Source organism: Nocardia sp. NPDC058518, assembly GCF_042719655.1.
GTDB lineage: Bacteria > Actinomycetota > Actinomycetes > Mycobacteriales > Mycobacteriaceae > Nocardia.
On sequence record NZ_JBHXNJ010000032.1, the window covers coordinates 44,076 to 65,614 of the forward strand.

15 protein-coding genes are annotated in these 21,539 nt (G+C 67.1%); 6 read left to right on the forward strand and 9 right to left on the reverse strand.

Annotated elements, in window-relative coordinates; genetic code table 11:
* Window positions 1–80: 80 nt before the first annotated feature.
* The 4 genes from narI to ACFWPX_RS34190 are packed head-to-tail and all read right to left on the reverse strand — an operon-like array spanning window position 81 to window position 6,922.
* Complete coding sequence (gene narI / locus ACFWPX_RS34175) at window positions 81–836, reverse strand: respiratory nitrate reductase subunit gamma (protein ID WP_378920520.1); 756 nt, start codon at window positions 834–836, stop codon at window positions 81–83.
* On the reverse strand, window positions 833–1,513 hold the full coding sequence (narJ, locus tag ACFWPX_RS34180) for a nitrate reductase molybdenum cofactor assembly chaperone (protein WP_378932430.1): 681 nt from the start codon (window positions 1,511–1,513) through the stop codon (window positions 833–835). Before narJ ends, narI begins: the two co-directional genes overlap by 4 nt.
* Window positions 1,510–3,201: a nitrate reductase subunit beta gene (narH, locus tag ACFWPX_RS34185; RefSeq protein ID WP_378932460.1), complete on the reverse strand. Its 1,692-nt coding sequence runs from the start codon at window positions 3,199–3,201 to the stop codon at window positions 1,510–1,512. Before narH ends, narJ begins: the two co-directional genes overlap by 4 nt.
* Before the next feature lie 10 nt (window positions 3,202–3,211).
* Window positions 3,212–6,922 (reverse strand): nitrate reductase subunit alpha, encoded by a 3,711-nt coding sequence (locus tag ACFWPX_RS34190; protein WP_378932432.1) that lies wholly within the window; start codon window positions 6,920–6,922, stop codon window positions 3,212–3,214.
* Between the two features lie 802 nt (window positions 6,923–7,724).
* Here ACFWPX_RS34190 and ACFWPX_RS34195 point away from each other — a divergent pair.
* Window positions 7,725–8,453, forward strand: a complete 729-nt coding sequence (locus tag ACFWPX_RS34195; RefSeq protein ID WP_378932462.1) for a helix-turn-helix transcriptional regulator — start codon at window positions 7,725–7,727, stop codon at window positions 8,451–8,453.
* On the opposite strand, the gene ACFWPX_RS34200 is transcribed toward ACFWPX_RS34195, so the two are convergent.
* Entirely contained in the window at window positions 8,450–9,283 is an 834-nt protein-coding gene (locus ACFWPX_RS34200) for an alpha/beta fold hydrolase (protein WP_378932434.1), read from the reverse strand. The two genes, ACFWPX_RS34195 and ACFWPX_RS34200, sit on opposite strands and share 4 nt — an antisense overlap.
* 217 nt (window positions 9,284–9,500) lie before the next feature.
* On the opposite strand from ACFWPX_RS34200, the gene ACFWPX_RS34205 reads away from it, so the two are divergent.
* Entirely contained in the window at window positions 9,501–10,403 is a 903-nt protein-coding gene (locus tag ACFWPX_RS34205; RefSeq protein WP_378932436.1) for a hypothetical protein, read from the forward strand.
* A gap of 13 nt (window positions 10,404–10,416) precedes the next feature.
* Here the strand turns inward: ACFWPX_RS34205 and mtnC are convergent, their stop codons facing one another.
* The 4 genes from mtnC to ACFWPX_RS34225 form a co-directional block, all read right to left on the reverse strand.
* Window positions 10,417–11,097 (reverse strand): acireductone synthase, encoded by a 681-nt coding sequence (gene mtnC, locus ACFWPX_RS34210; protein WP_378932438.1) that lies wholly within the window; start codon window positions 11,095–11,097, stop codon window positions 10,417–10,419.
* Complete coding sequence (locus tag ACFWPX_RS34215) at window positions 11,094–11,663, reverse strand: acireductone dioxygenase (RefSeq protein ID WP_378932440.1); 570 nt, start codon at window positions 11,661–11,663, stop codon at window positions 11,094–11,096. The genes mtnC and ACFWPX_RS34215 overlap by 4 nt, the downstream gene beginning before the upstream one ends.
* Window positions 11,660–13,309 (reverse strand): S-methyl-5-thioribose-1-phosphate isomerase, encoded by a 1,650-nt coding sequence (gene mtnA / locus ACFWPX_RS34220; protein WP_378932442.1) that lies wholly within the window; start codon window positions 13,307–13,309, stop codon window positions 11,660–11,662. Before mtnA ends, ACFWPX_RS34215 begins: the two co-directional genes overlap by 4 nt.
* Before the next feature lie 149 nt (window positions 13,310–13,458).
* Window positions 13,459–15,777: an arylsulfatase gene (locus ACFWPX_RS34225; RefSeq protein WP_378932444.1), complete on the reverse strand. Its 2,319-nt coding sequence runs from the start codon at window positions 15,775–15,777 to the stop codon at window positions 13,459–13,461.
* Between the two features lie 261 nt (window positions 15,778–16,038).
* Between ACFWPX_RS34225 and ACFWPX_RS34230 the strand changes: the two genes are divergently transcribed.
* Genes ACFWPX_RS34230 through ACFWPX_RS34245 form a run of 4 tightly spaced genes read left to right on the forward strand, consistent with a single transcriptional unit; the run spans window position 16,039 to window position 21,387 of the window.
* Window positions 16,039–17,616 (forward strand): ABC transporter substrate-binding protein, encoded by a 1,578-nt coding sequence (locus ACFWPX_RS34230; protein ID WP_378932445.1) that lies wholly within the window; start codon window positions 16,039–16,041, stop codon window positions 17,614–17,616.
* Entirely contained in the window at window positions 17,613–18,572 is a 960-nt protein-coding gene (locus tag ACFWPX_RS34235) for an ABC transporter permease (RefSeq protein WP_378932447.1), read from the forward strand. The genes ACFWPX_RS34230 and ACFWPX_RS34235 overlap by 4 nt, the downstream gene beginning before the upstream one ends.
* Window positions 18,569–19,429, forward strand: coding sequence for an ABC transporter permease (locus ACFWPX_RS34240; RefSeq protein WP_378932450.1), 861 nt, complete (start codon window positions 18,569–18,571; stop codon window positions 19,427–19,429). The genes ACFWPX_RS34235 and ACFWPX_RS34240 overlap by 4 nt, the downstream gene beginning before the upstream one ends.
* On the forward strand, window positions 19,426–21,387 hold the full coding sequence (locus tag ACFWPX_RS34245) for a dipeptide ABC transporter ATP-binding protein (RefSeq protein ID WP_378932452.1): 1,962 nt from the start codon (window positions 19,426–19,428) through the stop codon (window positions 21,385–21,387). Before ACFWPX_RS34240 ends, ACFWPX_RS34245 begins: the two co-directional genes overlap by 4 nt.
* The last annotated feature ends 152 nt before the right edge of the window (window positions 21,388–21,539 follow it).

Genomic DNA, 21,539 nt, shown 5'->3' on the forward strand with positions numbered 1-21,539 from the left:
GCGGGGGTTGACCTATACCGGCTCTCGCACCGCGCGCGGGCTGTGGTTACCCCGGCGGCCCCGTCGAACGGTCGCGCGGACTACCAGCGGTCGGGGGTGACCGGTGCGTCCCACGCCTTGGCGAAGCGGGTCTTGTCCTTGGTTTCCACTTCCTTGCGGCGGTAGACGATGTAAGGACGGGTCATATAGCCGATGGGGGCGCTGAACATGTGGACCAGGCGGGTGTAGGGCCAGGCCGCGACCAGGGCGAGGACCACGAGGCCGTGAAGCTGGAAGGTCCAGGGGACGCCGACCATCAGACCCGGTTCGGGGTTGATCGAGAACAGGCTGCGGAACCAGGGGGAGACAGTGGTGCGGTAGTTGTAGGTGCCCCAGAGCAGGTTGGAACCCCAGGTGTTGAGCAGGCCGGTGACCAGGGCCAAGGTCAGCAGCGTGTACATCATCACGTCGTTGCGGCTGGTGTTCTTGCGCACGGCGGGGATGGCGATGCGGCGGTAGCACAGGATGGCGACGCCGAGCACGACCATGAGCCCGGCGACGGAACCCGCGCCGACCGCGACGATGTGATAGGCGTGCTCGGAGATGCCGATCGCCGCGGTCCAGGATTCGGGGATCAGCAGGCCCATCACGTGACCGAAGAAGACGCCGAGCATGCCGAAGTGGAACAGCGGGCTGCCCAGTTGCAGCAGCTTGGATTCGTAGATCTGCGAGGAACGGGTGGTCCAGCCGAACTGATCGAAGCGATAGCGCCAGACATGGCCGAGCACAAAGGAAGTCGCCGCGATGTAGGGCAGGATCAGCCACAGGCCTTCGGGGAGCGGAATGGTGGCATTCATCGGCGGCCTTCCGTGGCTTCGAAGAGGGCGGGGTCCATGGCGTACGGTTCGAGGCCGACCTCTTCCTCGGGCGGACCCTGGGCGGCGAGTTCGGCGATGCGCCTGCGGTCGGCGGTGGTCACCGGCGGCAAGGTGGTGAGCACCGCGCCGAGTACCCCGCTGTAGGGAGAATTGTTGTCGCCCAGCGACAGCCGAAGCAGCTCCATCACCGGCACGTGCTCGCCGAGCAGGCGTTCGCCCCCGATCGGGTCGATGGTGGCGGCGAATTCCAGCAGCACCGGCAGGTGGTCGGGCAGTTCCTCGTCGCCGAGTTCCACCCCCGCCTGGCGGTAGGCGTGCTTGAACCGCAGCAGCGCCATCCCGCGTTTGCGGGTGTCGCCGAAGGCGTAGAACGTCAGGTGCAGGCTGGCGCGGCGGCGCATGTCGAAGGTCTCGACATAGCTCTGCGCCACCTCGATCGCCGGGGTGTCACGCAGGTAGGCGAAGATCTCGGCGAAGTGCGAACGCACCTCTTCGGGCAATTGCGCCGCGGCTTCGGACAATTGGTCGAGCATGGCCAGGGTCTGCTCGCCGGGGTAGTCGAGCAGGAACGCGGCCAGCCGCCACACGACCAGGCGGTCGCGCTCGGCCATCTCGGTAACCGGTTGGGGCCGTTTACGAATCGACAGCAGACTCATGGCGCGACACCGCTCACCGGAGTGTCGGCGACGGCAGCGCCGTTGCTGCCGTTGCCGTTACCGGCGCCGTTGCCGGTCTCCCCGTTGCCGGCAGTCTTGCCGTTCGCGCTCGGCAGGAGTCCACTGGTGCTTCGCCCGTCCCAGTTGAGCAGGTTGATCCGGCCCGACTTCTCCTCTGGCGCGGCCTGATTGGTGTCCGACAGCGAGAACTTCTCGACGACCTGGTCGAACGCGGTCATGCCCGGCCCGCCGTCGGTGTCGAGACTGCACCCGGTGGCCAGCGAATCCAGTTCGTGCGCCTTGGACGTCGCGCCCATCGGGATCACATACCGGTGCTCGTACTTGGCGATGGCGAGCAGCCGGTACATGGCTTCGATCTCCTCGGGCTCGAGACCGATCGACGGCGCGATATCGGGTTCGGGTTCCTCGCCGAGGTTCACCGAACGCATGAACGCCCGCATACCGGCCAACCGCTGCAACGACGAGCGCACCGGCCCGAGCTCACCCGCGGTGAACAGCTCGGCCAGGTACTCCACCGGGATACGCAGCGCGTCGATGGCGCCGAACAGGTTGCGCGCGTCCTCGCCGTCGTGGCCGGTCTCGGTGAGCACATCGACCACCGGCGACAGCGGCGGCACGTACCAAACCATCGGCATCGTGCGGTATTCCGGGTGCAGCGGCAGCGCCAGCTGGTAGTCGACGATCAGCTTGTAGACCGGCGAATCCTGGGCGGCCTGAATCCACTCCGGTGAGATCCCGGCCTTCTCGGCTTCGGCGATCACGCGCGGGTCATGCGGGTTGAGGAACACACCGAGCTGCGAGGTGTAGAGATCCTGCGGATCGGTGACCTGCGCCGCTTCGAGCACCGCGTCGGCGTCGTAGAGCATCACGCCGATGTAGCGCAGCCGCCCGACACAGGTCTCCGAGCACACGGTCGGAATGCCGACTTCCACACGCGGGTAGCAGAAAGTACATTTCTCCGCCTTGCCCGTCTTGTGGTTGAAGTAGATCTTCTTGTACGGGCAGCCGGTGATGCACTGCCGCCAACCACGGCATTTGTCCTGGTCGACGAGCACGATGCCGTCTTCCTCGCGCTTGTAGATCGCACCCGAGGGGCACGACGCGGCGCAGGAGGGGTTGAGGCAGTGCTCGCAGATGCGCGGCAGGTAGAACATGAAGGTCTCTTCGAACTCCAGTTTCACCTTGGTCTCGAGCTTGCCGAGCATCGGGTCCTTGCCGACCTGCTCGGGACCCGAACCCAGGTCGTCGTCCCAGTTCGCACCCCAGGTGACCTTGGTGTCCTCGCCGGTGATCAGCGACTTGGGCCGCGCGACCGGGGTGGTGTCCATGGGCGGCGACGACAGCAGGTTGTCGTAGTCGTAGCTCCACGGCTCGTAGTAGTCGTCGACCGTGGGCAGGTCGGGGTTGGCGAAGATGTTCATCAGGCGCTTGAAACGCGAGCCCGACTTGAGGGTCAGCTTGCCGCGCTTGTTGAGCGTCCAGCCACCCTTCCACTTCTCCTGGTCCTCGTACTGACGCGGATAACCCTGTCCCGGACGGGTTTCCACATTGTTGAACCACACGTACTCGGTGCCGCCGCGGTTGGTCCACGCCTGCTTGCAGGTGACCGAGCAGGTGTGGCAGCCGATGCACTTGTCCAGGTTCATGACCATGGCGAGCTGAGCCATTACACGCATGTCAGTACTCCACGTTCTGGTTGCGGCGGCGGATCGTGGTGACTTCGTCACGCTGGTTTCCGGTGGGGCCGTGGTAGTTCAGGGCGAAGGACTGCTGGGCGTAGCCGCCGATCAGGTGCGAGGGCTTGATCAGCACCCGGGTGAGCGCGTTGTGGATACCGCCGCGCTTGCCCTTGGCTTCCTTCGTGGTGTCCTCGGCGCCTTCGATGCGTGGCACGTCGACCGCGCGGTCCTGGGCGTGGTACATGAAGACCGTGCCCTCCGGCATGCGGTGCGAGACGATCGCGCGGGCGACGACGACACCGTTGCGGTTGATCGCCTCGATCCAATCGTTGTCCGCCACACCGATTTTTACTGCGTCGCGGTCCGACATCCAGATCGTCTGACCGCCGCGCGAGAGCGTCAGCATGTGCAGGTTGTCCTGGTAGGCCGAGTGGATCGACCACTTGGAGTGCGGCGTCAGGTACCGCACCGTCAGGCCGTTGCCACTCACATTGCCGATGCTCGGCTCCGCGAACAGCGCCGACATATCCAGGGGCGGACGGAAGATCGGCAACTGCTCGCCGAGTTCGATCATCCAGTCGTGGTCGAGGTAGAAGTGCTGGCGACCGGTGAGGGTGTGCCACGGCTTGAGCCGCTCGACATTGATGGTGAACGGCGAGTACCGGCGGCCACCGGATTCCGAGCCCGACCATTCCGCCGAGGTGATCACGGGTACCGGGCGAGCCTGGGTGTCGGCGAAGGTGATCCGCTTACCCTCGGCCTCTTTCGCGAGGTCGACAAGTTCGGTGCCGGTGCGACGCTCCAGCGCCTCGAACCCTTCGACCGCGAGGCGGCCGTTGGTGGTGCCCGACAGCGACAGAATGGCCTCGGCCGCGTGGGTGTCCTTGGCCAGCGACGGACGGCCCGCGGCGATGCCGGAGACGATGGTTCCGTTCTGCCCGGCCAGGTACTCCACCTCGGCCTCGGGGAAGGTGGTGATGCCCTTGGTCGTCAGACCCAGCTTCTCCACCAGCGGTCCGAGCGCGGCCAGCTTCTCCGCGATCTTGGTGTAGTCGCGTTCGATCTCCACGATCTTGGGCATGGTCTTGCCCGGAATCGGCTCGCACTCGCCGGCTTTCCAGTCCAGCACCTTGCCACCGGCCTGCGCCAGCGCGTCGGGAGAGTCGTGCTGCAACGGCACCGCGACGATGTCCTTGCGGGTGCCGAGGTGTTTTTCGGCCAGCCAGGAGAACCCACGCGCGATCCGGTGGAACGCCTCGAAGTCGGTCTTGGCCTCCCACGGCGGCGAGATGGCGGGGGAGAACGCGTGCACGAAGGGGTGCATGTCGGTGGAGGACAGGTCGTGCTTCTCGTACCAGGTGGCGGCGGGCAGCACGATGTCGGCGAACAGAGTGGTGCTGGTCATACGGAAGTCCAGTGCGAGAAGCAGATCCAGCTTGCCCTCGGCACCTTCCTCACGCCATTCCAGTTCCTTCGGGCGCACGCCGGTCGCGTCGGTGGTCTGCAGGTTGGAGCCGCAGCCGAGCAGGTGCTTCTGGAAGTACTCGTTGCCCTTGCCCGAGGAGCCGAGCAGGTTCGCGCGCCACACGGTCAGCACGCGCGGGAAGTTCTCCGGAGCGTCGGGGTCTTCGCAGGCGAAGCGCAGGTCGCCGGATTTCAAACCGTCGACGACATGCTCGGCGGGGGTCCTGCCCGCTTCGGCGGCCTCGTCGGCGAGGTCGAGCGGGTTGCGGTTGAACGTCGGGTAGCTGGGCATCCAGCCAAGACGACTCGCCAGGGCGATGTTGTCGGCGGCGGTGCGACCGGCGAACTTGCCCTTGCCCAGCGGCGATGCGAACGAGTCCGAGGTGAAGGGGTCGTAGCGCCACTGATCATTGGTGAGGTACCAGAACACGGTGCCCTGCATCTGGCGGGGCGGGCGCTGCCAATCGGACGCGGAAGCCAAAGTGGCCCAGCCGGTGACGGGACGGCACTTCTCCTGGCCCACGTAATGGGCCCAGCCGCCGCCGTTCTTGCCCTGACAGCCGGTGAGCAGCGTCAGGGTGAAGAAGGCACGGTAGATCTGATCGGAGTGGAACCAGTGGTTGGTGCCCGCGCCCATCAGGATCATCGAGCGACCGCCGGAACGTTCGGCGTTGTCGGCGAATTCGCGTCCGATCCGGGCGGCCTGCGCGGCGGGAACGCCGGTGATGTTCTCCTGCCAGGCCGGGGTGTACGGCGACTCGGCGTCGTCGTAGCCCTTGGCCCACTCGCCCGGCAGGCCGTCGCGGCCGACGCCGTACTGCGCGAGCAACAGGTCGAAGACGGTGGTAACCCGTTTGCCCGCAACGATTTTCGTCGGCACGCCGCGGATGATCGACCCGGCGACATCGGTGTCGAAACGCGGCAGCGCGATGGTGGCGGGCGCGTCGGCGGAATGGCCGAGCAGGGTGAGCAGCGGGTCGACACCCTCGAGGTCGAGGTTCCACTTGCCCGCGTCGCCCTCGCCGAAGCGGTGGCCGAGCGAGCCGTTGGGCACGACCGGGTTGCCCGCCTGGTCCAGCAGCACCGGCTTGTGTTCGACGCCTTCGCCGGTGTGGCCCAGATCGGCGGCGGTGAGGAACTTGCCGGGAAGGGCGCCGTCCTGATCTGCCGCCTCGTCGAGGCAGATCAGGTACGGCAGGTCGGTATAGGACTTGATGTAGTCGGTGAACATCGGAGTCTGCTTCTCGATGAAGAACTCCTTGAGCACCACGTGGCCCATCGACATCGCCAGCGCGGCGTCGGTACCGGGGCGCGCAGCCACCCATTCGTCGGCGAACTTGGTGTTGTCGGCGTAGTCGGGGGAGACCACAACGACCTTCTGGCCGCGGTAGCGCGCCTCGGTCATGTAGTGCGCGTCGGGGGTACGGGTCACCGGGACGTTGGAGCCCCACATGATGAGGTAGCCCGCGTCGAACCAGTCGGCGGATTCCGGCACGTCGGTCTGGTCGCCGAACACCTGCGGCGAGGCCACCGGCAGGTCGGCGTACCAGTCGTAGAACGACAGCATGTAGCCACCGATCAGCGACACGAAGCGCGCGCCCGTGGCATGGCTGACCATCGACATCGCGGGGATCGGCGAGAAGCCGGCCACGCGGTCGGGTCCGTACTGCTTGATCGTGTACACATGCGCGGCAGCCGCGATCTCGGCGGCTTCCCACCACTCGGCGCGGACGAAACCGCCCTTACCGCGCGCGGTCTTGTACGCCTTGGCCTTGACCGGGTCCTCGACGATGGACTCCCAGGCCAGTACCGGGTCCTTGAGCTCGGCCTTGGCCTTGCGGTACAGGTCGAGCAGGGTGCCGCGCACGTACGGGTAGCGCACGCGGGCGGGGGAGTAGGTGTACCAGGAGAAGGAGGCGCCACGTGGGCAGCCGCGCGGCTCGTACTCGGGCTTGTCCGAACCCACCGACGGGTAGTCGGTCTGCTGGGACTCCCAGGTGATCACGCCGTCCTTGACGTAGATCTTCCAGGAGCACGAGCCGGTGCAGTTCACGCCGTGGGTGGAGCGCACCACCTTGTCGTGCGACCAGCGGTCCCGGTAGAACTCGTCGGCATCGCGGCCGCCGACCTTGTAGACGGACCGGTTGTCGGGCGAGACCTCGCCCCGCTGGAAATACTTACCGAGGTTCAGCAATGTGTCGCCGAAATCGGCGGGCGACGGACCTTGCGTACGCGAATTAACCACGACGCCCCCTTCGAGCTGTGAAATCGGGCTGTTGGGGAAAACTGTAAGGAGGCGGACTCCTTCGGCAAAACGAACTTTTCACATCCGGATTCGGGCCTCGGTGAGGTGTGAGGTCGGCGAAATCTCGTGGTCACGGGGGAGGTGCGCGGCGGCGCCCGCGATCAGGGGCTCACCAGGGTGAATGTGCCGCGAGCTGGCCGAACGCGGTGATCGGGGGGTGCGTCGGGGGGTCGGCGGTGATGCTTCGGAAACGCTCGGTTCTCCCGCGGTTTACATTTGTTTACACACCCGGTGTGCCCGCTGAACAGCGCGGATGTGACGCCACACACAACTATGGTCGAGCCCGGACGGCATTCGGCACGGTGTCGAGCAGGTCGGCAGCGGCAGGGCGAACCCGGTCGTACCGGACGATCGTCGCGTTCCGCGGCAGGGGCCTCGGAGTCGATCCGGGGTGCGTCGGCGTCGGCGGCGGGGGTCCTGGCGGGGGCTGCGATCGCGTCGGCCGTGGTGGCCACGGTCGAGCGGTGCGGAATCCTATAGCAATGCTGAACGGAAAGAATTGGAATCCTTTTAATTCGGTTCAGCACACCGCATTTCGTGACCACGAACACAGTTGCCGGAGGTTAACTACCCAAATGACACGGCGCCAATATAAAGAAACGGCATCTTTTCCGGTCGGCGGTTGGTTCGAGCTTGAACAGTCCTCCAGGATGAGCCTGTGCAGACAGGAAGGGTTGGGGTGCTACCGAAGCCATCGTTCGACGGACCCGATGGGCCGCCGAAACCGCCGACGCTCGGCGGATTGCTGCGGCGACTTCGCGACGATCGGCGGATTTCGCGAGAAAAACTCGCCTTCGCGGCGGGGGTCAGCTCGAGTTACATCACGCATTTGGAGAGCGGGGATCGGGACCGGCCGACACGTGCGGTGATCGAAGCGCTCGTGCGCTACCTCGACCGGATCGCACCGGTGACCGATATCGAGCGCAGACATCTTTTCGATCTTGCCGGGCTCGCCCCTGTCGACAATCCGACAGTCGAGGATCTGCGAGCCGAGATCAGCGCCGAGATGCGCCGGACATTGGCGCTACAGGAACCCGATCTGGCGGCCTATGTCGACACGCGCTGGAACGTGCTCGCGGGCAACGAATCCTACGACCGCGCGTTCCCCGGACTGGTCGAGGATGTCAATATTCTGCGCTGGTTCTTCGGCAATCCGCTCTCGCGCAAAGTAATGGTGGAATGGGAGAAGGAGTCCACGCTCACCGTGCACTGGCTGCGCGGCCTGATCGGCCAGCAGGTCGGCGGTGACTGGGCTACCGAACTGCTCGACGAATTGGCGCAATATCGCGACTTCCGCCGCATCTGGGACGACGGCGACACCGTCTACGGTCGCGAGCACACCGCCATGCGGCTGTGTGATCTGCACACCGGCGCGAACTACACCGTCGACGTCCAGCTGTTCCGGCTCGACTCCGTCGCCTATCCCGGCCGCATCCAGTACTACCTGGGCGTTCGCGGTCCCGACCACTAGATCCCGGCGACCGCGACGGGCTCGACGGCGTACGGGGCGCAGGCCGTGACCAGCGCGGCCAGCGACGCGGCAACCTGTTCGGGGTGGGTCAGCGCGCAGCCGTGGCCCGCACCCGCCACCGTGCGCACACCGCTCGCGCCCCCCAGCCCGTCGGCCAACCTGACGCACTTGTCCTCGGTGCTGCTGTGGTCGTGTTCGCCGCGCAGAACGAGCGCGGGCACGTTGATCTCGCCGAGCCGCCCGCAGACCGAATCGCGCCCGATCAGGCAATCGGCCGCCGGGCGGATCGCGGTGCGATCGGCGGCGAGCCAGCGGGTGATCCAGGTCTGCCAGATCTCCGGATCGGTGCCGCCGATCAATCGCGGCGCGAGGTCTTCGGCCAGTGGTCGCAATGCGCCGCCGCCGCACCATTCGTCGAAGAAGTTCTCGTAATAGGTTTCGTCATCCCTGGTGCACGCGTCGGCCTCGGTATCGAGCAGTGCCAGTCCGGTAACGCGTTCGGGGGCGAGTAACGCCATCCGCAGTGCCGCGTAACCGCCCTGACTCACGCCGCCGACAATCGCGTTCTCGATGCCGAGTGCGTCGAGCACGCGCAGTCCGTCGGTGGCCAGATCCCAGTAATCGAAGCGTGGGTTGTCGCCGTATCCGGTGCGGCCGTGACCACGGGCATCCCAGGCCACCACATTGATATCGGTGTGTGCCAGCACCTTCCGGATCGGGTCGAACATGGATTCGTCCATGAGGAATCCGTGGGCGAGCAGCAGGGTCGGACCACGGACGGCATCGGTGCGGAAATGGATCTTTACAGAATCGGAGTGCACGAAGGGCATGGTCGAAACATACAAGCGAATGAGTGGATTTCGCCCGGTTGCGGGCCGAATGCGGTGCCGCCTGTTCGGTGGAGCGCCGGTCCCGTGAATTCACTGGCGAGTGTTGGTACCTCACCGGGGACAACTATTTGTGCGCGCCCTGTGGACATGTCTGTTCATGGCGGATTGGATAGGAGGCGTACCGATATTCGGCTCGAATCGGAAAACGGGGATATTGATGAGGGTTACGGAGCAGGGGCTGGACGCCCACATAAGTTTGGCCGCCGCGGGCGACAGCGTGTCGGCGACATTCGCGGTGTGCGACGCGGAGGGCAGGGCGATCTGGTACGGCCCGTTCATCGACGCCGACGCCGACCATCCGCGCGGCGACCAGCTCGCTGCCGCGATGGGTGCCGCAGGCCGCGCGATCTGGCTCGCGGGCCGAGCACGCGAGGACACCGGGGTCGAGAAGGTGACATTGCACCTGGCGGTCAGCGAGGACGGACTCGACGCCATCACCCTGGCCTGCACCGCGTCGATGGCCGGCCTTGCCCTGGATCTGATTGTCACCGAGGACAATCCGGCGCTGGACTGGTGCCAGGCGTTCGGCAGGCTCGACTGGACGTCGGGCCCGTTGACCGACCTCGTCGATCCAGAGGTACCTCAGACTATTCCGACGCTGCGCGCGATCACCGGCGGCCTCGACCAGCAGTCCGAACCACAGGAAAGGCTCGACATGCACGAACTAGCCCTCGATCCCTCGATGGAACTGCGCTCGGCACTGGAAAGTCTGTTGCTGCACGACGCCATCGGCATGGACGCCAAGATGCGCCACGCCATCGCCGCCGTCGTCCACCTCGCCGTCGACACCCCGCACGGCCCGCCCGAGGACGCCGAGGAATTCCTCGGCCGCCTCGACGCCTCCTGGCTGGTAGCGGCCTGGCTCGGCCACGACACCGAACTCTCCCTCATCGCCACCCTCGCCGCCGGCGAGATCCCCGCCCTGTCCTGGTGCGAACTGATGTTCACCACCACCCTGGCACCGTGGTCGACGAGCCCCGTCGCGGTACACGCGCGCCGGGTATTCGGGACGGTGCAGCGGGGTGCGTCGTTGGGCGCGGTCAGGGCCCAGGTCGGCTGAGCAGCGCCGGGAGTCAGAACTCGATATCGGCGAAGGAGCTCACCCAGTGGTGGGGTGGGCGTGCGGTGTTGGGTTCGTCGGGGCGACGGATGCCGATGACCTGCCAGCCCGCGGCGACCGCGGCATCGAGTTCGTCGGGGTGGTCGGACAGGAACAGGATTTCCCCTGCCGGGACGGCGATGCGGTCGGCGATGACAGCGTAGGACCCGGGCTCGCGTTTGGGGCCTGCGCTGACCAGGTCGAAGTGATCGGTGATGAGACGGGAGAGGTCGCCGGCTTCGGCGAAGGTGAACCAATCTCGTTGGTTGCGTTCGGATCCCGAGGAGTAGACGTACAGGACGAAGCCGGCGTCGTGCCAGGATTTGAGGGCGGGGACCACGTCGTCGAAGAAGCGGCCGTGTAGTGCGCCCGCGCGGAAACCCTCGGCGCAGATGGCGCCCTGGGCGGCTTTGAGTGGCTCGGCCTTCACGTCGGAATGCAGCCAGGCGGTGAGGACGGTGGCGATTCGGTCGGTGTCCGCGGTGGGTTCTTCGGCCAGTTCGCGGGTCTGCGCGATGACCGATGCGGCGGGGCCGGAGGCGTTTTCGGCCAGCCAGGCGGGTAGATGCTGTTCGGTGTAGCCGTAGAGGTCGGTGCGGACCGCATCGGTGGGGCTGGTGGTGCCCTCGATGTCGAGGACGATCGCGCGGGTCACGCGAGCAGTTCGTCGAGGGTGGGGAAGCCCGCGCTGATCTTGTCGCCGGTGAAGTCGCCGACCCAGCCGTCGGCCTCCTCGAAGAAGCGGATGGCGATGAAGTCGGGGGTGGTGCCCATGTCGAACCAGTGCAGGGTGCCCGCGGGGACCGAGAGCAGGTCGCCCGCCTCACAGACCGTCGCGAGCACGGCATCGCCCACGTGCAGGTAGAAGCAGCCGCGACCGGCGGCGAAGAAGCGCACCTCGTCCTCGGCGTGGCGGTGCTCGTCGAGGAACTTCGCGCGCGCACCGGCGGCCGTGGCGGGCCACTCCGGGTTGTCGGCGTCGGGGTGGATGCGGGCGATGTCGATGTGCTGGTAGCGGCCCGAGGCGTTGAGTTCGGCGATCTGCGGGCCGTAATGGGCGAGCAGGGTGTCGGAGTCCGTGGCGGCGGCGTCGGCGAGCACGTCCCAGTGCGAGTAGGCGATGCCGTGCTGTGCCAGCTCGGCGCCGATCTCGGTGGGGTCGGCGGTGCGCACCCGGACGTCGGCGGCGTTGTCGGCGGCCATCACTTGCAGCAGGGTCATGTCGGTCCGATCTCGAGAGGCGTGGCGTCGGTACGTCCCGTGCGCGCGATCAACTCGCACAGGGCTTCCAGGCATTCGGCGCGATCACGCGCCTGGGCAAGAGTGTCACCCCAGGTGGTGATCCCGTGCCCGGTGATGAGCAGAATCGGTGGAGCATCAGGGTTTTCGCGGAGATAGGTTTCGATGTCTGTGCCGATGCGCGGGACGTCCGGCCAGTTCGGGAACACCGGGATCGCCACCGACGACGGGTCGGCGAGACCGAATCCCTTGAGCAGTTCGAAACCGGTGATCCGCACAGGAGTCACCGTGCCGCCGGGACGCGCGGCGGTGGTTGCCAGCGCGGTGGCGAACGGGGAGTGCACGTGCACGACCGCGCCGGCAGGGCGGGTGCGGTAGACGGCGGTATGGATGCTGGTCTCCGCGGACGGTTTCCGGTTCTGGCCGGGGCGCGCGGTGGTGTCGGCGATCGCGACGAGCACTGTGTCGTGCGCGCTCAGTTCGCCTTTGGACAAGCCGCTGGCGGTGATGAGGGCATCCTCGCCACCGGGGACGCGCACCGAGATATTGCCTGCCGTGCCCGGCATCCACCCGCGCTCATAGAGTTGACGCGCGGTGGCGGCGATCTCCTGACCTCGGGCGTCGAACGAATCCGAATTGCGGTAGACCACACCGTTTTCCGTGACCACAGCGGTGACGAGGTCGGTAGGTGTCACGTCGAACGCCGGGTTGAACACCGCAGTGTCCGCCGGTGCTGTCGCGACCCCGCCGAATCCGGTGACCTCGGCAGCGGCTCGCTGTTCCACCACGATCTGCGCGCCGGTCGCCATCGCGGTATCGCGGGTGGATTCGGGGGCGACCACGATGAACGGGATGCCGTGGTGGCGTGCGGCCAGCGCCAGGGTGAAGGTGCCGATCTTGTTGGCGACGTCACCGTTGGCGGTGATCCGGTCCGCGCCGACGAGCACGGCGTCGACCTGACCGGTCGCCATCGCCCATGCGGCGGCGGAGTCGATGGTCAGCCGGTGCGGGATGCCCGCCTCGGCCAGTTCCCACGCGGTGAGCCGGGCGCCTTGCAGCAGCGGGCGGGTCTCGTCGACGATCACGTCCTCGACGGCGCCGCGCTCGTGCAGCACCCGCAGCGCGCCGATGGCGGTGCCCACCGCGCTGGTGGCAAGGCGGCCGGTGTTGCAATGGGTGAGCAGCCGGAGCGGACGGTCGCCGCACAGACGTTGCACCAGGTCAGCGGCGTGGGTTGCGGCGGCCAAGTTGACTCGCCCGTCCTCGGCGAGCATGTCGAGGGTCTCGGCCAGCACCGCGTCGGCACCGTCGGGGATTCGGCCACGCACCCGGTCGACCGCCCACGCCAGGTTGACGGCCGTCGGTCGAGCCGCGGCGATCCGGTCGGCCTCGGCTTGCACCGCGGCCACGTCGACCACCCCGTCACGCGTGTGTACCCGCGTCGCGATGACCACGCCGAACGCGCCCGCGATCCCGATCGCCGGAGCGCCGCGAATGGCGAGCGTGGTGATCGCGTCGATGATCTCGTCGACGGCGCGCAGGCGCAGTTCCCGCACCTCGTGCGGCAGTCCGCGCTGGTCGATGGTGACGAGCGCACCGTCGTCCCAGATCAGGGAACTGTCGTCCATCTCCGGCGTCCTGTCTGCGTGGCATTTCTGGCTGGTAAACGGTATCCGACCTGGTCGCGCCGCGATCCCCGGGGCCCGCGCTGAGCGTGCGCCCGTCGCGCGGACGGTCGAAGTATCGGCGACCGGCCATCGGCGCACGCTGCGGTCCATCACTCCGCGGCGTACTCAGCCTCCCGCTCCACCGCCTCGATCGTCCGCTGCGGGACCTGGATGGGCCCCGGCGTGTAGGTGATCGCGCGCAGGCCACCGGAATAGCGGAACGGTCCGCGGCGCTCGCGCAGGTCCCACGAGACCGGGCCGCGCGCGTCGACGCCGACCGATATCCCGGTCCACGGCGCCATACCGACCAGTTGCACCTGGTCGGTGAGCTCCGCGAGCGGTGTGTCGTCGACCTGGAGGGTGAAGTCCCAGCGCAGCCGCGGCTCGACGGTGGCTCGCACGGTGATCTCGCGCGTCCCGACGGGCAGCGGCACGCCGACTGACGCATACCGCCCGTAGCTGTTCACGCCGAGCACTACGTCGCCGTCCTCGATGTAGAGCACATACCCACCGAGCGGGTCACCGTGCGCGACGAGCACGCCCTCGTCGCCGAGCTGGAAGCCCTGAGCACCGGTCAGATCGGCGGTGATGGTGAAGTCGCGGTAGGCGATGAGGCGTTGGGAACGGTAGCGCTCCAGGGTGGGGGTATCGGGCAGAAGCCGCACGGGAGCGGCGAAACGCGCTTCCTCCGGGCGGCGGCGGAACAGGTCGGCGCGGGTCAGGAGCGGGAACACCGTGTTGGCCCACGCTGATTCGTCCCAGGCGGCGGCCAGTTCGGCAGCCTTGTCCGGGTACTGCGCCGAAAGATCGTGCAACTCTGTCGGATCGGCGCGCACATCGAACAGCTGCCAGTTCGGAGCGTCGATGTCGGCATCGGAGTCGTGCAGCGACAGCAGTTTCCAGCCGTCGCGGTAGAAGCCACGGTGGCCGGTCATCTCCGAGTACTGCTCGGTGTGCCGCGTCGGTGCCGCCGCATCGCGCAGCAGTTCCGCCGCGGAGACGCCGTCGAAGTCCTTGGCGGGCAGCCCGTTACGCACAGAAGGCCGGTCCAGACCCGCCAGCTCGAGCAGCGTCGGCGCGAGATCGGTGACGTAGGCGTATTCGTGGCGGACGCCGGAATCGGTATCGGTGCGCGGCAACCCCTTCGGCCACGACACGACCAGTGGCACCCGAACGCCGCCCGCGAAAGTCTGGCCCTTGTAGAACCGGAACGGGGTGTTGGACGCCTGACCCCAGCCGCGTGGGTAGTGCACGCCCAGTTTCGCGGTGCCGATCAGGTCCTCGTCGTGCGGGACATCGCCCACCCAATCGGGGTCGTCGACGTGGGCGAACTCGGCGAAATAGGAGCGGGTGCCCTCCGGCCCGCCCTCGGCGGTGCCGCCGTTGTCGGAGGTGAACACGATGATGGTGTTGTCGAGTTCGCCGAGGTCTTCGAGCAGGTCCACGATGCGGCCCAGGCTCTGGTCGATACTGTCGACCATGCCCGCGTACACCTCCATGTACTTGGCATAGCGTCGCTGCTCGTCAGCCGACAGCGAATCCCACTCCGCCGCTTCGTAACCCGGCTCGGTATTGCGCGGCTTCTGTTCGGTGCCCGGCGGGAACAAACCCTGGGCCAGCTGCTCGGCGAAACGGCGCCTGCGCAACTCGTCCCAGCCCTCGGCGTAGCGACCGCGGTACTTGGCCTGGTCCTCGGCCTTGGCCTGGAGTGGTCCGTGCATGGCCACGTGCGCGAAGTAGAGGAAGAACGGCTTGTCCGCGTCGTGCGCGCGCAGGTCCTTGATGTAGGACAGCGCCTTGTCGGTGAGATCGTCGGTGAGGTAGTAGCCCTCCGGGTATTCCTCGACATCGACCACCGAGCTGTCCGACACCAACTGGTTGGGGTAGTAGAAGGAGTTCAGGCCCTCCAGCGATCCGTAGTAGCGGTCGAATCCGCGCTGGGTCGGCCATGAGTCCCGATGTGCGGACGGGTTCATCGTGGCGTCGCGCACCAGATGCCATTTGCCCACCGCGTAGGTGGCGTAACCGTTGCCGCGCAATATCTCCGGCAGTGTGAGCACGTCGTCGGCCAGTTCCAGCCGCAGGCCCGGATAGCCGGGATCGGCATTGGCGACGAAGCCGAAACCCGCACGGTGGGAATTGATTCCGGTCAGCAGTGCCGCCCGCGAGGGCGAGCACAGCGGCGTCGTGTGGTAGTTCGACAGCCGCACACCCTCGGCCGCGAGACGGTCGAGCGTCGGCGTCTCGATCTCCGAACCGTAGGGGCCGATATCGCTGTAACCCATGTCGTCGACGAGGACGACGACGATGTTCGGCGAGCCCTCGGGCGCGGTGGGCGGGTAGGTCCAATCGGGTGTCGACTCCGCGGACGTGCGACCGGCCGAGCCGCCGAAGGATGCGTAACCGCGAGCATGGGGTGGAACAGGCATTCTGGCAGTAAAGGCGACATATCCGCTGGTCACCAGGGTTATGTGCAGTGTGCGTGGAATCGGTGACCGGTGCGCCGCAACTTGTTAGCGTCACTGCCGTGCCCACGAATCAGCCACCCTGCTGCTGTCCGTGTCGCGTCCTGCGCGGCTGACGAACGCCCACGACGTTCGCGGCTGAGCCGTGTGTTCCCTTCCCTGCGGTGCGCTGTGCACCCTCCTCGGCCCGCCGCGCGGGCCGATGCGTCTTCGAGGATCTTCACGATGAGTTCTACGTCGAGTGGCTTCGGCCGCCGAAACTTCCTGCGCACCAGCGGCATCGCCGCCGCGGCCATCTTCGGCGGTGCCGCGCTGGCGGCCTGCACCTCGGCGGTCTCGGAACAGAAGGCCGGTGGGGACGACGCGACGCCGGTGCGCGGCGGCACCCTGAAGGTCGGCATCCGTGAGGACCTGGTGCCCGCGAACCTGCTCACCAACACCGCGGCGACCCCGATCGTGATCGGCCTGGTGTACGAATCGCTGATCCGCTACCCGAACGACAGCCTGGAACCGCAACCGTTGCTCGCGAAGTCGTGGCAGCTCGCCGCCGACGGTCGCTCGCTGAGCCTCGACCTGCGCGACGACGTGAAATTCCATTCCGGGCGCCCCTTCACCGCCAAGGACGTGGAGTTCTCGCTGCGTACCTACGCCGACGCCAAATGGTCAGCGCAGCTGCGTAGCTCGGCGGCCGCCGTCACCGGGTTCGACATCGTCTCGCCGACGCGGATCGTATTGCAGCTCGCCCACCCGCTGAGCAATATCTACGACCTGCTCGACACCGTGCCGATCCTGGACAGCGACACCGTGGACAAGCTCGGCACCGGCGACACCTATATCGGCACGGGCCCGTTCAAATATGTCGAGCGGGTCCCGAACTCGCAGTTGATCTTCGAGAAGAACCCCGACTACTGGGTGCCCGAGCGCCCCTACCTCGACCGGGTCGAGGTCTCGATCATCCCCGACCCGAACGCACTGCTCAACGCGTTGAAGTCCGGTCAGATCGCCGCCGCGCGCGAACTCGGCTACCGCGATGCCGAAAACCTCGGCAAGAGCGGCGGATTCACCGTGCACGATCTGGAAGGCGCGGAGCTGCAAGCCTATGTCGGCGTCAATGTGACCGAACCGGCGCTGGCCGATGTCCGGGTCCGCCAGGCCATCGCCTACTCCCTCGACCGCGAACGCATCATAAACGAGGTGTTCCGGGGCGCGGGATATCCGCTGAACGTGCCGTGGCCCAAGAACTCGCCCGCCTTCGACGAATCCCGCAATACCAAATACAGCCGTGACATCGGCAAGGCCAAGCAACTGCTCGGCCAGTCGGCCAAGCCGCCGAAGCTGCCGCTGACCTTTCCCCCCGGCTACGGCGAGGTCGCCCAGATCGTGCAGGCCAACCTCGCCGATGTGGGCATCGAGGTCGACCTCGACCCGGTCGACGCCGCCACCTTCGTCAAGCAGCTCACCGGTCAGCAATTCCGTGGTCTGTGGGTCACCGACCATTCGTGGGCGCAGTTCGTCCCGTCGACGCTCACGGTGAGCGCCTACCCGTTCAACGCCCGCCGCAATGCCTCGCGCTACGAATCGCCCGCCTACACCGCGGCCGCCGACACGGCCTGGCAGCTGCCGAAGGGCACCGGGCCCGATGCGGTGCGCGCCTATCAGGCCGTCACCGATCAGCTGCTCGAAGGGCTGTTCCTGATCGAGATCGGCGTTCGTTTCCAGCAGTACTCCACCGTCAACAAGGTGCACGGTTTCGCCTGGACCAAGCGACGCGAACCCGTCCTCACCGACACCTTCCTGTCATGACGCGCTACCTGCTGCACCGTCTCCCGTCGGCGCTGCTGGTGCTGTTCGGCGCCTCGGTGCTGATCTTCCTGCTGCTGCGGCTCGTCCCGGGTGACCCGGCCACCATCCTGGCGGGCAACGACGCGACACCCCAGGCCATCGAGGTGATTCGTCACCAGCTCGGCCTCGACCGTTCGATCCCGGTGCAGTACTTGCAGTGGCTCGGTGATCTGTTCACCCTCGACCTCGGTCGCTCCTACATCATCGGTGGAGAGATCACCGACCTGGTCGGCCGTGGGCTCACCAACACACTGGTGCTCACCGTGACCGCGCTGCTGCTGGCCGTGCTGGTGAGTCTGGTCGTATCGGTGGCGTCTGTGCTGTGGCCGAGTCGCTGGTTGAATACTGTTGTCGCCGCGGCCAATACGATCGCTGTTGCGCTGCCGACCTTCGTGGTTGGCCCGCTGCTGGTGCTGGTGTTCGCCGTCGCGATTCCGGTGCTGCCCGCCGGCGGGGTGCCGCCGGACGGATTCATCGCGCGGCCCGATATCGCGGTGCAGTACCTGCTGCTGCCCGCGATCTGCCTCGCGCTGCCGGTGTCGGCGGCGCTGACCCGGTTCCTCACCGAAGCGCTACGCACCGAACTCGCGAAACAGTATGTGCTGACGACACGTTCACTCGGTGTCGGATATCGCGAGATCGTCACCCGCGGCGCACTGCGCAACGCACTGCCGACCATGCTCACCGTGCTCGGCATCCAGACCGGGCAACTGCTCGGTGGTGCGGTGCTGGTCGAAGCGGCCTTCGTGTGGCCGGGGATCGGGCAGCTCATCGAACAGGGCATCAGCCGCCGCGACTATCCGCTCGTGCAGGTGCTGTTGCTGCTGTCGGTGGCGGTGTTCGTGGTGATCCAGCTGATCACCGATGTCGCGCATGCGTGGCTGGACCCACGGATTCGCATCGGAGGACGGTCATGACGACAACGAAACCTGCTGTCAGAGCGCCTGATTCATCGCGAAACGAAGGACCGTTGCGGGCCCTCGGCCATGGACAGGGCCTGGCCGGGGTGCTGCTGGTCGTCGTGGTGGCGCTGGCCGGGGTGTTCGCCGGGCTGCTCAGCTCCTACGACCCGCTCACCCAGATCCCCGGTGCCAACCTGCTCGGGCCGAGCGCCCAGCACTGGCTCGGCACCGACCATCTCAACCGTGACGTGGCCGCGCGGGTGCTGGCCGGTATCCGGATCGACCTGCTGATCGCGCTGCTCGCGGTACCGATCGGCGCCGTGATCGGTGCGCTCATCGGGCTGGCCGCCACCGTGCATCCCATCGCGGACGTGACTGTCCAGCGGGTCTTCGATCTGATTCTGGCCTTCCCCACGTTGATCTTGGGGATCACGCTCGCCGCGATCACCGGGCCCGGCTGGCACGCGGTGGTCATCGTGATCGTCGCCGCCGAGATCCCGATCTTCGGTCGGCAGATCCGTACGGCGGTACTGGCCGTGCGCGAACAGCCGTTCGTCGAAGCCTCGGAGGTGATCGGCGCCGACACCTGGTGGACCCTGCGAAAGCATGTGCTGCCCAATGTGATCGAGCCACTCGGCGTGCAGTTCGCGCTGTCGCTGTCGGTGGCGGTGTTCATCGAAGGCGCGATGAGTTTCATCGGGATCGGCGTGCTACCGCCGCAGCCCTCCCTGGGTTCGCTGATCGCCGCCTCGATCGCCAACCTCGACGCGAATCCGTGGATCGCGATCGGACCCCTGGTTGTGGTGGCCGCGTTGACCCTGGGATTCCTGTTGATCGCCCAAGCATTGGGCCGGGCAAGGGGATTGGCATGAGCACACCACCTGATCAGCTCGACCCGCTGCTCGAGATCGACGAATTGACGGTGGGATTCGGGGACAAGACGGTCGTCGACGGGGTGAGCTTGCGGGTACGCCGGGGCGAGGTCGTCGCCCTGGTCGGTGAGTCCGGTTCGGGGAAATCGCTCACCGCGCGATCGGTGCTCGGGCTGCTGCCGGAGACCGCGCGGGCGGGCGGGTCGATCCGGCTCGCGGGCACGCAGGTCGTCGGTGCGGCTGAATCCGCGTTGCGGGACCTGCGCGGTACCAAGGCCGCCATGGTCTTTCAGGAGCCGCAGACCGCGCTGAACCCGGTGCAGAAGATCGGCACCCAGATCGCCCAGGCGCTGCGCGCGCACGGTGTGACAGACAGGGCTGCCGCGCGAACCCGCGCGATCGAACTGCTGGCGGCCGTGGATATCCCGGAACCGGACAAGCGTCTCGACTGGTATCCGCATCAACTCTCCGGCGGACAGAAGCAGCGCGTGGTCATCGCGCTCGCCCTGTCCGGCGAGCCCGAACTGCTCATCGCCGACGAGCCGACCACCGCACTCGATGTCACCGTGCAGGCCGAGATCCTCGACCTGCTGCGCTCCCTGCAACGTCAGCGCGGCACGGCGATCCTGTTCATCACCCATAACCTCGGGGTGGTCGCGGAGATCGCCGACCGGGTCGTGGTGATGCGCGAGGGGCGGGTGGTCGAGGAGCAGACGGTGTTCGGGTTGTTCGCCGAACCGGGGGAGGAATACACCCGGACGCTGCTGGCCGCGGTGCCACGGTTGCCCGCGGTGTCGTCGCGGGGTGAAGATCCAGAAACTGCGATCGATGCGGATGCCGCCGCCGTTGCCTCGGGTAATGCCGCGGTCGGCGAGGCTGCGTCCGGTGCCGGTGCGAAGGTTCGGCGTGAGGCCGCGGACAACGGCGAAGCTGGTGGGGTTGTCGACGTGGTCGGCGCGTCCGATCCCGTCGACGATGAGTCGGAAGCCCTCGCGGCCGAACCGGATGACGACGTTCCGACGGAATCCTCGGAACGGAGTGTCCGCCGGATTCTGCAGCGGGTCGTCGTCCGCGGGCCTGCTGTTGTCGCCGAAAAGGGCGGCGGGCGAGCTGAATCCGACTACGGGGACGTGCTGCGGATCGACGATCTGTCGGTGGTGTATCCGGGACGCCATGGCGGTGCGTCCTTCCCCGCGCTGCAAGACATTTCGATCACTCTCGGCCCGCGTGAAGTTCTCGGGCTCGTCGGTGAATCCGGGTCGGGCAAGAGCACGCTGGGACGCACCGCGCTCGGACTCGTCCCCGCGACGTCGGGACGCGTTGAGCTGCAAGGTGTCGCGCTGGCGGGATTGTCGCGGCGCGAGCTGCGTGGACTGCGCAAACATGTCGCTCTGGTGCATCAGGATGTGAGCGCCTCGCTCGATCCGCGGCGCACAGTCGCCGACGCGATCGGCGAACCTTTGCAGGTGCATCGGGCGGCATCAGGCGCGCTGTTGCAGGCCAAGGTCGCGAACTTGCTCGAATCGGTGCGGCTGCCAAGGGATTACGCGCAGCGTCGGCCGGGGGAGCTGTCCGGCGGGCAGCGTCAACGGGTGGCCTTGGCACGCGCGCTGGCCTTGGCGCCGCGACTGCTGGTAGCCGATGAGCCCACCAGCGCGCTCGATGTGTCGGTGCAGGCGCAGGTGCTCGACCTCTTCGCCGACCTACGCGCCGAATACGGCTTCGCCAGCCTGTTCATCAGTCACGATCTGGCCGTGGTGCACCAGGTCGCCGACCGGGTTGTGGTGCTGCGGCAGGGCCGGATCGTCGAAACCGGCGAGGTGCGCGCGGTATTCGCCGCACCGGCTCAGGAGTACACCCGCCGCCTGGTCGATGCGGTGCCCGTTCCCGATCCGTCGACGGCGCGGCGGGGGCGGGACGAATCCGCGGCAGGCGCGCTACTGAGCATCGGGGCATGACGTGGAGGGGGGGGCGCCGGGGCGCGAGCGCGCGCGGGGGCGGCCACAAGAGTTTGTATTATGGGGGGGGGGGGGGGGGTGGTGGCGTCGTGGGGGGGGCCACCGCCCGCGGAGCGCGCCCCCCCCCCCCCGGAGGTATCAACCCCCAGTGC

Excerpts from the sequence above, each read along its gene's own strand:
- narI (WP_378920520.1), bottom strand. The coding sequence starts at position 836 with ATGAATGCCACCATTCCGCTCCCCGAAGGCCTGTGGCTGATCCTGCCC.
- narJ (WP_378932430.1), bottom strand. The coding sequence starts at position 1,513 with ATGAGTCTGCTGTCGATTCGTAAACGGCCCCAACCGGTTACCGAGATG.
- narH (WP_378932460.1), bottom strand. The coding sequence starts at position 3,201 with ATGGCTCAGCTCGCCATGGTCATGAACCTGGACAAGTGCATCGGCTGC.
- ACFWPX_RS34200 (WP_378932434.1), bottom strand. The coding sequence starts at position 9,283 with ATGCCCTTCGTGCACTCCGATTCTGTAAAGATCCATTTCCGCACCGAT.
- ACFWPX_RS34205 (WP_378932436.1), top strand. The coding sequence starts at position 9,501 with ATGAGGGTTACGGAGCAGGGGCTGGACGCCCACATAAGTTTGGCCGCC.
- ACFWPX_RS34215 (WP_378932440.1), bottom strand. The coding sequence starts at position 11,663 with ATGACCCTGCTGCAAGTGATGGCCGCCGACAACGCCGCCGACGTCCGG.
- mtnA (WP_378932442.1), bottom strand. The coding sequence starts at position 13,309 with ATGGACGACAGTTCCCTGATCTGGGACGACGGTGCGCTCGTCACCATC.
- ACFWPX_RS34225 (WP_378932444.1), bottom strand. The coding sequence starts at position 15,777 with ATGCCTGTTCCACCCCATGCTCGCGGTTACGCATCCTTCGGCGGCTCG.
- ACFWPX_RS34230 (WP_378932445.1), top strand. The coding sequence starts at position 16,039 with ATGAGTTCTACGTCGAGTGGCTTCGGCCGCCGAAACTTCCTGCGCACC.
- ACFWPX_RS34235 (WP_378932447.1), top strand. The coding sequence starts at position 17,613 with ATGACGCGCTACCTGCTGCACCGTCTCCCGTCGGCGCTGCTGGTGCTG.
- ACFWPX_RS34240 (WP_378932450.1), top strand. The coding sequence starts at position 18,569 with ATGACGACAACGAAACCTGCTGTCAGAGCGCCTGATTCATCGCGAAAC.
- ACFWPX_RS34245 (WP_378932452.1), top strand. The coding sequence starts at position 19,426 with ATGAGCACACCACCTGATCAGCTCGACCCGCTGCTCGAGATCGACGAA.